We start from the raw sequence: 12,195 nt of genomic DNA, 5'->3' as shown, positions 1-12,195 counted from the left end.
ACTCAACCGCTGTTTGTCCCAGCGGTTTTGTCGTTTATATTGCTTTGATTTTTGACTTAGTGAGGAAACAAGATTTATGCAACTAGCTTGGCACGCTTGTATTTAAAGGAAGGAGGTTGGTTTATGTCATCATTACGTCGTAATGTATCAATCACATCAGCCCATACATAAAAAACCCGTCTGCCTAAATATTTAGGCAGTAATAAACCCTTGCGGCAATATTCTCTTTCTGTCGCTTTGGAAATCTCTAATCGTTCTCTTAGCTCCTGTGCGGTGATTACTTGTTTGTCTGTTGCAGGATTGACAATAGGAGCAGAACTTTGACGTTCTAATTTCTCATTGATCTCACTGAGCATATTAAATATCAGTGAAAAAGGATCTTGGTAGGTCGTTTCCATTTGCTTATTAGTTTTCAGCAAAGGAAATGCACAAAAGATAGTGGTTTCAAGGGGGCAAGCATGAAACCACTATAAAACTACTATCTTTTTAATAAGTATTTTTTTGTTTTTAGCTGGTGTTGTCTGACCTTGTAGTACATCTAAAATAGTTTTCTTGGAAAAGGTATTATTATCAGCTAAAAAAGAATTAACAATCCAGTCAGCAGTAGCTTCTTTTGAGGAAGTTATATGCACAGCATCTTGAAATAACTGAAAGAAAATATAAGCAAGCTGATTAGCCTTTCCTTTAAAATTGATCTTCTGTCTAGTTTTTCCTCCTTTAAGAACTGCTATCAGATCCTCACACTGTGATTTGTCTATATATGAACTAAGCGTGTCATAAATCTTCTCAATTCCTGAATCTGTAAAGTAAACAGTTCTTTCTTGTTGACCCTCTAGTTTATTTTCTGTAGTTAGCGTCTGGAGTTCTTCATGATTCGTAAGTAGTTCATTATAGATTTCCCATTGAATAAATGGATGAAACTTTTGTTTCAGTATAATTGAAAGCTTTTTCTCTGCAGAGTTAAAATTATCATTGAATAAATCTGTATTGGCAGTATATATTAGAACAGGATTTTTAGTAGGAAGGCTATTCATAAAATGTAAAAACCCAAGTGCTTCCTCTGCTGATCTATACTCAGAACGAAGATCAATTTTGCTCTCAAGGTTGATTAGCCAATCTTTCAAAACTTCACGTCTTCTAAATTGAGGATAACGACTTAAGCGTGAGCGTATGTCATCTGAGAGATAATCATACTTTTGCTCATAAGAAGTATTTACAATTTCCGTTAACTCAGCTTTTGTAAATACTTTTAAGTTTACTGGCTTGTCCAGTATCGTTTCTATCCCACTACTATTAAAGTTAATTGACACTTTCGTTTCGCCTTTTTCTTCGCTCTTAATAATATATTCTTTTGAGTGATATAATAAAGCCCTCCACTGAAAGTCATTTAGTTCTTCTTCTAAGAAACATTCATAGAGGATTTGATCTACAGTTGCTTTATTGCCTTTCTTCTCAATAAATCGGAGCATTTTTTTCTTAAGAGCACTATAATTAAGAGCCATTTTCTAAGATACTTTTTTAAGGTTTATTTCTTTTCTATCAGATGCCATTTCCAACGCTTCACTTAATGCATCATCTCCAGTTCTCTCATACTTCATCAGGGTTTGTAAATTAGAATGTCCACTTAGCTTCATTACTGTAGTTGCAGGCACTCCTCTTTGTAACAATAAGGTAACCCCTGTTCTTCTTGCCATATGGCTTGAGATGAACTCATGCTTAGGCTTTTCAATTTCTACCAGTTTCTTTCCCGAATATCTTTTTAGAATCACCGGATCATTTATCTCTAATTGTTTACCTAACTCTTTCAGGTGTTCATTAAACCTCTGTTGTGAAATAATAGGTAATACATAATCATACTTTTTTAACACATCCAGTGCAGGTGCACAAAAGCCAGTAAACGGGACCCGAATGCGCTTTTTAGTTTTTACAGAGGTAAATTCCCAATAAACATTTCCTTTCATGTCCTTTTGGATATCCCGTTTATCAAAAGCTTCCAGGTCACTCCATCTCTGGAGGGTACAGATAGCAAACACAAACAGATCACGGGTTCTGTCTAAGGCCAGGCGACTTGATAAATCAGCCTTCTTTAACAGCTCTACCTCATATTCGGTTAAAACTACAATCTCATGTTTGGCAGCCTGACTGGATTTGAATTTTTCGTAATCAGTAGTATTGTGATAACCACGTTCATGAGCCCAACGCATAAAGGCTTTTATATTACGTATCCGCTTATGAATAGAATCATTAAGTAATCCTTTGGAAGCCTTGGCGTTTGCATTGTCATTCTCACGAGTCTGAAGATACTTTACATATTCATCCAAGAAAGTGAGATTGATCTTCTTAAAGGTTAATGTAATGGCTTTCTTTTCAGCATAAGCCGTTAGATCATTGAGTACTTGTCTGTATACCTTCACAGAAGCAGGAGCCGTGTAAAGAGATTTAGCCTCAATATATTCCTCATACCGTACTATGAATTCAGACTGGGTTTGTCCTACTGTCATATTTAGCGTTCGTTGCAGGTGCCGCTTTATTGTCTCAGGAGCTGGTATTACTCCCTCTCTGGACTGGTCCTGATAGAAATCCTCAATAATATTCTTTACCCGTTTTAAACGCTGGTAATTATCATTATGTACATAGCTTGGATTGAGTTGCTTTTTCTTCCATATCTTTTTAAATTCAGCAGGCACAACACTAATCCCGGAAGAACAACGTAGCCTGTAACTCTCATAGGAGTAATCAAGCATAACAATAGACTCAGAAGCAGAAGGGTACTTAAGACGAAAAATAACTGTAGGCATTCGTTGCTTTTTCTATAAATAAACACTTAAATTCGTCACCTAATGGGTGACAGTATAGGTGACGAATTTAACGATTTTATCCGAACTTACCTAAAACTTATTGAACCAAAAAAGCCATTTTCACATGTTTTGAGGCATTTTTAGTCAGATCTAATTTCAGTAAAGGAATGTCTGTCGAGAACCTTACATTCCACTACATTTTTCGTATTATTAACTTTTCAACCATCCAATCTTACATAGGGAGGAAGTAATATTGTCTTTTCTTTTTTACCTGTCTGAATTTTGTCAAGCCTTACAAACTATTTTGCTACTATTATCAATAAGTAAGTGGCATTAAGAGATCTTTCCACTCATATATTTCATAATATTCCATTCTCTTGTATTGATTCTTGGTCACCAGCAAAGCATCTGTTTCAGATCCAAGCTTGTGACGGCTATACCAGAATGGAAGAGTATCGCCAAACATAACAGTAAGAGAATCGCCAATGGCCAGCTTTTCTGCGTTTATAAGCATCTAGGGACGTTCGATAATATATAACATAAGTACCTTATACGAACATGATATCAACGAAAAACCATAGAAGAAACAGCAGGACAAATAAACGACGATTGACAGGCATAAATAAAAAATTAGTTATGCTAGAGAAATTTAGCAAAATTATACTTCCATAGCAGGTAATTCCATCCAGCGTATCACTATACTAGAGATCCATAGTTATCAAACGTTTTGTAACAACTAACCTGGATAAATTTGAAACACATAAAAATGAAGTATTCCTGTATGAACTATCAGTGTGCAGGTACAGTATTGCCCTCTTGCTGAGCAATAAACTGCTTAATTTCTACCAGTTCTTTTTTAGATACTACATATGTCTCAGCCCAGCGATCATGCCACCCATAACTATTTGTGCCTGAACAGGAAAGAGTCTCAAACGGAACTAGTCGAATAAAAGATCTTAACAAGATTTGTCTTATAGTAGGCCGATTGCCATATTCGTCAATCACAATGGCCTGTGTTAAAAACTTTCCGGGAGTCTGCTGCCAGTAGTACTCAAAAAAAGTATAATAAGTTGGATAGAGAAGTAGTGTTATAATAAGACTAATAAAGCCAACAGTTAAATTGATAGGAATCATATCATCTGTAAGAGCCATAATTAACTCAAAAACAAAAGCCAGAAAATAACAGAGTATGTTATAGGCAATTATATCAATAATAAAATGGGTAATCCGAAGTCCTGCTGTAATTGTAGTAACTGTTCTATATCCTATATACTCCTCTGTATCCCGATATCTGTTACCATATTCGTCTTTAAAATATACAGTACGCCAACGTACTTCTTCTAATTCTGTAATTTTCTTCATTTTCTCCGTTTTAAACGCCAATAGTAAGATGCCTATATGAAAGGAAAGGTCTTGGATTGTTTTGCCAGGTATCCTGTTACTTTTCTTCTGATAAAAGCCTGGTAAAACATTTGTGTGCAATCTTACAGTATATATTGCAAAGACGTCAAAGGTAACTATTTCATTATCTTTATGAATAATAAAGAGGATACTATCTCAAAGTGAGCGTTAGTATAGGTATTATAAAGTACTAATGAATTAACAAGCTTTTATAGAGAAACTAAAAATTTAGAGTTTATTCTGTAGTTGTTCATTAACTGCACAGATTATTGCGTATTTTCTGAAGAGACAAAAAATAAAGGCAGTCGTTAAACTGCCTTCGTTTCTTCTATTTACTTTTGTTCAACTTTAAAATAATAGTACTTCTCCAGCTTTCCTTCTACCATCTGGTAGTGTGGTAGCGGACTACCCTCAACTAGTTTCCAGCCTTCATTAATCCAGAATTTTAATCTCTCAATGTATTCAGCTAAGGTTGATACATATACACGGTGTTCTTTAACTTTGTTGCTCATATTTATTCTCCTTTCTCCACGAATATATTAACGCATTTGTAACGATTTTTTCTACAGATAAGTTCAAAAAACCACTCTATTCTATTGTAACATAAGTCCTTACCTAATATTTTGTAGAAATATGTATATCTATAAAACGCGGACTAGCCTATTTTCTGTGTATCGTGAAGTTAATATCCAGTTCTTTCAACAATTGCATAACGGATCCCATAACATCCCCATCTGAATGAAAATCGATTTTAGTCTTTCCAATCATCACAGATTTTTCTTTCTTATTTAGAATAATGTTCTCTTGTTTATTAATAGGACAAAGCTTTCTGAATTCTGAACTTTTGGAATTATAAAGTTCTCTATATTTCTGATCAATCAATTCCCATAATTCCACCGCTTCTTTATTCTCAGCAATCTTTAGTAAATCCAGAAGCAGCCAGTTCATAGAGGAATAATCCTCAATCTTGCCTGAATTGGCAATCTGAATACCAAAGTCAAGTATTCGCAGAGAATGAAATACGGATTTTATAGCCAGCCATTTATTGTAGTCTCCCTGCACAATCAGTTTCTTTTTCCCCTTGACAAAGGAGTTGGAGGCTATTGTCGAAATACTGCGTCTCAAAGCCTCTTTATTCAATTCGAAATCTAAAGTAGCACTTGCCTTCAGAATGTATTTTGGATTAAGATAAAAACATTCCAATGCCTGTATATCACAATTAGAAAGCAATAATTGGAAGTTAGTAAGGGTAATGAAATGTACACAGACCAAATCTTTGTCATATAATGTGCCATATTCAGGTAATTGGTGACATATAGCAATATAATCCATATCGCTAGTTGGCTGTCGGGTACCATAGACAAACGAACCAAAGTGGTACAGGTTTAAGATATTCGGGTCTTCAACAAGTTGTTCAATGATAGTTTTCATGTAAGTTGTTTTAGCTATGCTATCGTTAGTGGCATCTACTTGAATTTACATCTGCAAAATTGAAAAAAAATGCTACTATGTATTAATTAAAACTATGATGTCCTTTGTAATTTAGAGATATATAAACTACTATATAACCCAAAATAATAGCATTACCTTCATACCAGCAATCAGAGTTATATGTTCAAACTATTGATCAAATTGTTTTGTGTGTTCTTGTTTATAATCAGTGGAATTTTGTTCTTTTTTTATCTGAAAACGTATAATCTCCCCTATAATTCAGAAGGAAGATATTTTGATCCGGAACACGATGTGGTTCATCACGAACAGGTTGTTATTCCTTATCTGGTTATTTCCATATTCCTGTTTATAGTATCTGTGGTTTTATTCATTTTTCAGGCGAAGTTGGATAAGAAATAACTCCTTTAAGAAATACATGAGTCATTCCAGATTTTGAGTAAAAAATGCCGTTAAGGAAATAATAAAGAATGCTACAAAGAGAGAAAAGACAACTTAAATAGCGAATGGCAGTGTAGGTGCGCTGGCAATCTTTTCTGCGCGAGGTTGGCCTTTGGCCTGCGGGGGGAAGGATCGGAGAAAAGTGCCCTTTTTTGCTTCGTTTTTTGGGCAAGCAAAAAATGAAGAGGTTAGTGGAAGAGTCAAGAAAGTGACAATAGACAAATGATGAGAGATTAATTCTTAAAATAAACCCAAGCCAATACTTATAAAAGGAATAGACTTGGGTTTTACTCTCATCCAAAATTCGGCATGACTCATGTATTTAAAGCATGCACATCCTTCTATTAACTGAAATCAGTGGAAAGAGTAATTTCCTTGTTGGCTTCAATGCAGTCCAAATACGTTTACATCAAACTGTGCCTGAACTTCTTTATTGGACGACTCTTCGATACCAGCAATTAAACCATATCCGGCATTATTCACTAAAAAGTCGATGGATTTGAAATGTGAAATAGCCGCGTCAACTGCCTTGCCTACACTTTCCTCATTAACCAGATCCATCTGTAAGAGCAGAAACTGGTCAGAAGAATTACCAACGGCTTGTTTGAGGGTTTCCAGATTGCGTGCAGTAGCAGCTACATTATAGCCGTTAGCAAGTAGTTGTTTTACTAATACAAGGCCTATTCCCTGAGAGGCGCCTGTGATAAACCATGTTTTTGTTTGTTGTTCCATTGTTGTCAGATTTTATGACACAAAGGAACACACAATAGCCTGGTTAGCCCTTACGCAAATCACAGGGATATTTGTGAGTTTCAAATACTCACCGTAAAACCATCATATTCTCCCGAAATTTAGAGGGCGATGCACCTTCTTCCTTGCTAAAAAAGGTGGTAAAGGCAGCCTGTTCAGAAAAGCCCAGTACATAACTGATAGTCCGGATATCCCAGTCTGTCTGGGTCAGTAATACCTTCGCTTCGTAGAGTAACCGATCCTGAATATGTTCCCGTAGTGTTTTCCCTGTCTGGTTTTTCACCAACGCATTCAGGTAATTGGGATGAACATGTAGCTGATCCGCAAACTCTGCAACTGTTTTGATTTTCACCACCGTATCAGGTCTGGTTATCTGAAAGGTGGACTCAAGCAGGTACAGAAATCCATGTATGTAACGATAGCTTTCAGGTACTTTTACATCTGCCAGATTTTTACCTACTCGCTGTGCTTCCAGCAGGATTAGTTGCAAGTGAAGAAATATAGCCTGCTTCTTATCGTCGTTATGCCCTTCATCCTCCTCAAGTATTGCTTTAAAATACTGATTGATTTTTACAAACTGAGCCTCTGTTAACTGAACAACTGCCTGAGAAGGTTTAAAATAGGGATAGTGTCTGAACAGGTGAACCAAATGGGCAGCCTGATCAAAGTAGTGTGGGTGAATCAAACAGAAATGTCCTTCTGTTTCCAGCGAAGTTGTTTGTCAGGACATGATTTCATCCGGATGCAAAAAAGCTATGTCTCCCGGACTAAGAAAATACTGATGTAGTCCTACAGTTAGTATACCTATACCAGAAGTAATATGAAAGATCTTGTAAAACTGCCTGCGATTAGGAGAAATATAATCCTGCACCGGATATTTTACAATGAAATAGTTTGCATCATAGGGATACTACTCTACATTCAGAAAAGGCACCTTAAAGTTAACCTGTTCAAAGTCTTCTATTTCTAACCGTGGAATCGTTACTTTCTCCATATACCCAATTTAGAACTTATTCATAATGTATTGTTCAGTATGCAACAACTTTACCTGTTATAAATACCAGCATTTATAACAGGTAATACCTTATTCGCCTTTCATCTGTCGCTTAAAAAACTCCCAGGCTTCTGTATGTATATCAATATCATTGGGATAGTCATGCTTCCCTCCTATTACCTTCAGCAATACAACTTCCGGTTTTCCTTTTTCTTTATACGTATATCGCTCTATTGTTCTGCCATCATTCGGATCTGTATTGGGAACATCTTCTTTTACAGGATCACCTTTATACCCTGCCAACTCAGACCAGTAATGAAACGTGCGGTCTGTAGAACGGACAAAACCCATATTAAACCCAATCTTTACTTCTCCCCCATTGTATGGGTTAATATTGTCATTGGTGCCATTGACTATCATGACAGGAAGAGGCTTTCCAACAGGTGTACAGTCAATATTGTTGGTATCTGGTAAGTTGGCAATCAAAGCAGTAATGGCTCTGAACGATTCAGGCATGGTAAGTCCCAGCTTATAAGCCATGTGTCCACCTCCTGAAGTGCCTACAGCAAATACATACCGTTTGTTGACATGGTACTTTTTAACAAAGTAGTTGATCACTGACTGAAAAAACGCCTGTTCGTTGATATTTTCCTGATTGGCAGGAACAGGAGCAGCCTTACGGCATTCGTTCCAGAACTTTTTATAACCATCCGGATATACAGCTATTGCATTTTCTGCATTGGTCTTTTGCTCCATCTTTACAGCCCCCTTCATCATATCCTTGCCATTTCCACCAGAGCCATGCATCACAAAGATAAGAGAAGGGTTTTTGAGCTTTTGTGTAGGTTTATGGAAATGAAATACCCGGTAATGCCCTTCTATCTCTACTGAATCGGAAATAATCTGTTGTGCCTGAGAGATTGTATCTCCTAATAATAAAATTACCAGAATGACAAATGACCAGAATCTTCTGGTATATAAAGACTTTAAGAGGACACGTAATCTTCTGTCAGTAGTTGAAAAGGATTGTATTTTCATTCGATGATCTTTTAAAAACTGGTTTGACGATTTGAAAGATCAAGTTAGTAATTTTTATTGCGTGTTGGCAAATCAATCTTGTGTTTCCATAAGTCAGTACATATAATAAGGTTGATAATAATCAAAAAGGGAACATCAGTTAAAATTTTCCCGAAACTCTAGTGGAGACTGATTGGTCTTACTTTTAAACAACTTACTGAACGATTGTGGATGCTCAAAGCCTAAGGCATAGGCAATCTCACTGACAGACAAACGAGTAGTGGATAGCTTCTCTTTTGCTTTTTCAATCAGTTTTTCATGGATATGTTGCTGGGTACTCAATCCGGTAAGTGCTTTTAACAATCCTCCAAGATAGGTTGGAGATAAGTTTAATGCATCGGCTACCTCCTGCACCGTTGGCAAGCCTGTTTGTATCCGGCTGTCATCAGTAAAGTATTCATCAAGCAGTTGTTCCAGCTTATCCAGAATCTGGTGATGCGCCTTCTTACGGGTGATAAACTGCCGGTTATAGAATCGCTCTGAATAGTTAAGCAGCAATTCTATTTGCGAGATAATAATGTTCTGGCTAAACCTGTCAATGTTGGCGTCATATTCACGTTCCATATCCTGAAGAATAAGCTTAACCATTTGCTCTTCTCTTTCGGAAAGGAAAAGTGCTTCACTTACAGCATAGTCAAAGAACTCATACTTTTTGATCCCTTTAGCCAGATTCGTATTCCAGAGAAAATCGGGATGGATAAATAATGTCCATCCCGTATGTTTGATTGGTTCGTCACCAACTTCCATTCCTATTACCTGACCAGGTGCGGTAAAGAACATAACACCTTCATCAAAATCGTATTGCTGTTGACCATATTTGTACTTAATGTTTAGACCTCGTTTGATAGAGATAGAATAAAAATCAAGTACAACAGTCCCTTGTGTCTGTGCTTCTGTCTTTTCAATAGTTTCCAGATTTATCACACTGATCAGCGGATGCAGTGGCTTAGGCAGACCACGAAGGGCATGAAGTTCGGATATGGTTTTTATCCGGATAGGTGTTGTCTCCTGCATACTACAAGTTTACTGGTTTTTAGCGAATGCGACTGCAAAATCCTTGGCAAAGTCTGTCAGCTTTACCTTTCCCAGCTTAGGTCTGTGTTTAAAGTAATCTTCATATAATGAACCATCCCGTCGCCCTACATTCATTTCTACATATCCTTTTGCCGTTTCCAAACTCATACCTGCTGCCAGTAAACCCTGTAACATTTGTTCATCACTAATTTCTATCCACTGAAGATCAGGCTTTCCAATGGCATTCCCTAAAATCTTTGCCAACTCATTGGGTGAAACTTCGTCGCTGGCAATATAGCGAATAGATCTTCCCTCAAATGGACTTTCCATTTCTTCAGCTATCACAGCTGCAATGTCAGCAGGTTCCACCCAAGGTTCTTTTACGCCTCCACCCCAGTTCGCGAAAATAGCTCCATCTTTCTGAATCATTGAAATGAATGGATAGATAGTATAGTAAAAGCCTACAGGACGCATACACTTAATAGAAATATCATCGGGCAACTCCCTCAGGATGTTCTCTACATTGTAATGAAAGCGAAGCAGACCTGCTCCCTTGTCTGCACCGATACTGCTTAGATGCACAATCTTTTTAACACCAGCACGTTCAATAGCCTGCTTATAATTGTAGCCAATCTGTGTAATGGCGTCAATAATGTTAAGATTTTGGTCAAAGAAGGCAACAGAGCCTGTTCCCAATGTTTCCATAAGATATACAATATCTGCTCCAGTAAAAGTCCTTGTCAAGAAATCAGCATCTTCCATTGTACCTATGGCGGCTGTTGCACCTAATTCTTCAATGGCTTTTTGCCGTTCCGGGCTACTGCTGATTACAGTTACCTGATGTCCTTTTTTAACTAATTCGGTTGTGAGTGGTTTGCCAATGTGGCCAATTGAGCCTGTTAGTACAATTTTCATCTGTTTAAATTTTAGGGTAAATCATAGTATGAAATAGTAATAGCAAACTTATAGCGAAACAAAACCACGGACGTAGCCGAATTAACTGTTGTCGTAGCCAATAATCAGGTTAGAAGCAGAAAAAGACATTTTCCAGATACACATCCTGTAATTTCTTTTCCTTCCGAAAGAATCATCCCTCTTCCTGTCTTTCTGAAAGGATCTCTTGACAAATAGAGTTGCGTTTATATTATGAGAGAAAAATACAATCAAAAGTAAGGGCCATCGGTCTTGCCACATCTGTCCCTCCATGGCGGAGAGATTCTTTCAGCAGGATAGAAAAGAAATAAAATACTCTATCTGGTAAAGTGCAGGAAAGTCCAAGCAGTTTGGCTACTATAGGCGCAATATCCTCCATACCCATATCAGACACAACTGTTCCATTAGTAAACCAACACCATAGCCAATAAAGCTTGTACTAATCTGCTAAATACAGAAGTGTTTCATATTTGGTTTGACTGGTAAAGGTAAGTTGCAATACAAGTAAATACAACGTATTATGGAAGCGGTAAAAATCTATATTGCACCAGAATTCACACATTTTTTTGTGTAAACAAACTATTAACAGTAAATTTTAAGCATTTATCCTTCTATCTACTTGTAGCAATCTTTTCAATGAACTTTTTTAAAAAATTATTTAGCTCCTCAGAACCAAGCATTAACTCTTTAAAAATAGATACAACAGAGTGGGTTGAAGAAGAAAAAACGGATAAAGAGTATAAGTGGGAAAGGAAAGATTATCCGGCGATACTGAGTATAAATTTCTTTAGCATTCCACCAGACCTCCCTTGTCATCCAGATCATATAGATAATCTTAGAAACTTATATCGTACTATAGCTCAACCGGATGGAGGTATTATAGAAGTAACGAATATCCTGATTGCGGGAATACCTAGTGTTAAAACCATCTTTAAATTTCCAATGCAACCTACAGGTATGGCCTATATAGGATCTATTACAATTCCTTTTAAGAACTACAGTTATGTAGTGAAAATTCAGTCTTGGGAACAGGGAACCACAGGAGTACGGGATGCTACTATTGCCAATAAAATGTTAAGTGAAGGAACCATCGAATTAGGCGAAAATGGGATTACAGGATGGTTCAAAGATCCATATGACTCAGAGATAAGAGAAGGCATACAAATGAATCTATCAGAAAGTGAAGAATATGATTCTATGTTTCCTCAGCACCCCTTAACGTTTGTCAGAACAGGTTTAAAGAAGATAGAGCGAAGTATCTGTATTGAAAAAGAACTACTTCAAACTGAAAGATTTCAGTAGTTACATCATTACAAAAATATAGGAAGGGTCTGGGCA

General features: G+C 36.8%; 15 protein-coding genes. 2 read left to right on the top strand and 13 right to left on the bottom strand.

The window, feature by feature from the left end; translation table 11 throughout:
- Nucleotides 1-74: 74 nt before the first annotated feature.
- From QNI22_RS14165 to QNI22_RS14135, 7 genes are all read right to left on the bottom strand, one after another.
- Nucleotides 75-398 (bottom strand): hypothetical protein, encoded by a 324-nt coding sequence (locus QNI22_RS14165; protein ID WP_314511476.1) that lies wholly within the window; start codon nt 396-398, stop codon nt 75-77.
- 69 nt (nt 399-467) lie between these two features.
- Nucleotides 468-1,502, bottom strand: coding sequence for a hypothetical protein (locus QNI22_RS14160; RefSeq protein ID WP_314511475.1), 1,035 nt, complete (start codon nt 1,500-1,502; stop codon nt 468-470).
- 3 nt (nt 1,503-1,505) lie between these two features.
- Entirely contained in the window at nt 1,506-2,798 is a 1,293-nt protein-coding gene (locus tag QNI22_RS14155; RefSeq protein ID WP_314511473.1) for a tyrosine-type recombinase/integrase, read from the bottom strand.
- 316 nt (nt 2,799-3,114) lie between these two features.
- Nucleotides 3,115-3,312, bottom strand: coding sequence for a hypothetical protein (locus QNI22_RS14150; RefSeq protein WP_314511471.1), 198 nt, complete (start codon nt 3,310-3,312; stop codon nt 3,115-3,117).
- Between the two features lie 275 nt (nt 3,313-3,587).
- The gene (locus tag QNI22_RS14145) at nt 3,588-4,160 is read right to left on the bottom strand and encodes an RDD family protein (protein ID WP_314511469.1); all 573 of its coding nucleotides are present in this window, start codon (nt 4,158-4,160) and stop codon (nt 3,588-3,590) included.
- Between the two features lie 371 nt (nt 4,161-4,531).
- Nucleotides 4,532-4,711 carry a hypothetical protein gene (locus tag QNI22_RS14140; RefSeq protein ID WP_314511467.1) on the bottom strand — a complete coding sequence of 60 codons (180 nt, stop codon included), beginning with the start codon at nt 4,709-4,711 and terminating at the stop codon, nt 4,532-4,534.
- Between the two features lie 148 nt (nt 4,712-4,859).
- The gene (locus QNI22_RS14135) at nt 4,860-5,630 is read right to left on the bottom strand and encodes a hypothetical protein (protein ID WP_314511465.1); all 771 of its coding nucleotides are present in this window, start codon (nt 5,628-5,630) and stop codon (nt 4,860-4,862) included.
- A gap of 180 nt (nt 5,631-5,810) precedes the next feature.
- Between QNI22_RS14135 and QNI22_RS14130 the strand changes: the two genes are divergently transcribed.
- Nucleotides 5,811-6,050, top strand: a complete 240-nt coding sequence (locus QNI22_RS14130; protein ID WP_314511463.1) for a hypothetical protein — start codon at nt 5,811-5,813, stop codon at nt 6,048-6,050.
- A gap of 423 nt (nt 6,051-6,473) precedes the next feature.
- Here the strand turns inward: QNI22_RS14130 and QNI22_RS14125 are convergent, their stop codons facing one another.
- The 6 genes from QNI22_RS14125 to QNI22_RS14105 form a co-directional block, all read right to left on the bottom strand.
- Nucleotides 6,474-6,821 (bottom strand): SDR family NAD(P)-dependent oxidoreductase, encoded by a 348-nt coding sequence (locus tag QNI22_RS14125; protein WP_314511462.1) that lies wholly within the window; start codon nt 6,819-6,821, stop codon nt 6,474-6,476.
- A gap of 88 nt (nt 6,822-6,909) precedes the next feature.
- The gene (locus QNI22_RS14120) at nt 6,910-7,524 is read right to left on the bottom strand and encodes a helix-turn-helix domain-containing protein (protein WP_314511461.1); all 615 of its coding nucleotides are present in this window, start codon (nt 7,522-7,524) and stop codon (nt 6,910-6,912) included.
- Nucleotides 7,525-7,560: 36 nt separating this feature from the next.
- Nucleotides 7,561-7,710: an AraC family ligand binding domain-containing protein gene (locus QNI22_RS40285; protein ID WP_419836231.1), complete on the bottom strand. Its 150-nt coding sequence runs from the start codon at nt 7,708-7,710 to the stop codon at nt 7,561-7,563.
- A 213-nt stretch (nt 7,711-7,923) separates the two neighbouring features.
- Nucleotides 7,924-8,871: a CE1 family esterase gene (locus QNI22_RS14115; protein ID WP_314511459.1), complete on the bottom strand. Its 948-nt coding sequence runs from the start codon at nt 8,869-8,871 to the stop codon at nt 7,924-7,926.
- A gap of 135 nt (nt 8,872-9,006) precedes the next feature.
- Nucleotides 9,007-9,924, bottom strand: a complete 918-nt coding sequence (locus tag QNI22_RS14110; protein ID WP_314511457.1) for a helix-turn-helix domain-containing protein — start codon at nt 9,922-9,924, stop codon at nt 9,007-9,009.
- 9 nt (nt 9,925-9,933) lie between these two features.
- On the bottom strand, nt 9,934-10,839 hold the full coding sequence (locus QNI22_RS14105) for an NAD(P)H-binding protein (RefSeq protein ID WP_314511455.1): 906 nt from the start codon (nt 10,837-10,839) through the stop codon (nt 9,934-9,936).
- Between the two features lie 654 nt (nt 10,840-11,493).
- Here QNI22_RS14105 and QNI22_RS14100 point away from each other — a divergent pair.
- Nucleotides 11,494-12,159, top strand: a complete 666-nt coding sequence (locus tag QNI22_RS14100; RefSeq protein ID WP_314511454.1) for a hypothetical protein — start codon at nt 11,494-11,496, stop codon at nt 12,157-12,159.
- Nucleotides 12,160-12,195: the final 36 nt, after the last annotated feature.

It is taken from the genome of Xanthocytophaga agilis (assembly GCF_030068605.1).
GTDB classification, from domain to species: Bacteria; Bacteroidota; Bacteroidia; order Cytophagales; family 172606-1; genus Xanthocytophaga; species Xanthocytophaga agilis.
This window is presented reverse-complemented; position numbering and strand designations above follow the sequence as displayed.

What these genes read in the sequence shown, in the direction of transcription:
- QNI22_RS14165 (WP_314511476.1), bottom strand. Translation starts at nt 398, where the DNA reads ATGGAAACGACCTACCAAGATCCTTTTTCACTGATATTTAATATGCTC.
- QNI22_RS14160 (WP_314511475.1), bottom strand. Translation starts at nt 1,502, where the DNA reads ATGGCTCTTAATTATAGTGCTCTTAAGAAAAAAATGCTCCGATTTATT.
- QNI22_RS14155 (WP_314511473.1), bottom strand. Translation starts at nt 2,798, where the DNA reads ATGCCTACAGTTATTTTTCGTCTTAAGTACCCTTCTGCTTCTGAGTCT.
- QNI22_RS14150 (WP_314511471.1), bottom strand. Translation starts at nt 3,312, where the DNA reads ATGCTTATAAACGCAGAAAAGCTGGCCATTGGCGATTCTCTTACTGTT.
- QNI22_RS14145 (WP_314511469.1), bottom strand. Translation starts at nt 4,160, where the DNA reads ATGAAGAAAATTACAGAATTAGAAGAAGTACGTTGGCGTACTGTATAT.
- QNI22_RS14140 (WP_314511467.1), bottom strand. Translation starts at nt 4,711, where the DNA reads ATGAGCAACAAAGTTAAAGAACACCGTGTATATGTATCAACCTTAGCT.
- QNI22_RS14135 (WP_314511465.1), bottom strand. Translation starts at nt 5,630, where the DNA reads ATGAAAACTATCATTGAACAACTTGTTGAAGACCCGAATATCTTAAAC.
- QNI22_RS14130 (WP_314511463.1), top strand. Translation starts at nt 5,811, where the DNA reads ATGTTCAAACTATTGATCAAATTGTTTTGTGTGTTCTTGTTTATAATC.
- QNI22_RS14125 (WP_314511462.1), bottom strand. Translation starts at nt 6,821, where the DNA reads ATGGAACAACAAACAAAAACATGGTTTATCACAGGCGCCTCTCAGGGA.
- QNI22_RS14115 (WP_314511459.1), bottom strand. Translation starts at nt 8,871, where the DNA reads ATGAAAATACAATCCTTTTCAACTACTGACAGAAGATTACGTGTCCTC.
- QNI22_RS14110 (WP_314511457.1), bottom strand. Translation starts at nt 9,924, where the DNA reads ATGCAGGAGACAACACCTATCCGGATAAAAACCATATCCGAACTTCAT.
- QNI22_RS14105 (WP_314511455.1), bottom strand. Translation starts at nt 10,839, where the DNA reads ATGAAAATTGTACTAACAGGCTCAATTGGCCACATTGGCAAACCACTC.
- QNI22_RS14100 (WP_314511454.1), top strand. Translation starts at nt 11,494, where the DNA reads ATGAACTTTTTTAAAAAATTATTTAGCTCCTCAGAACCAAGCATTAAC.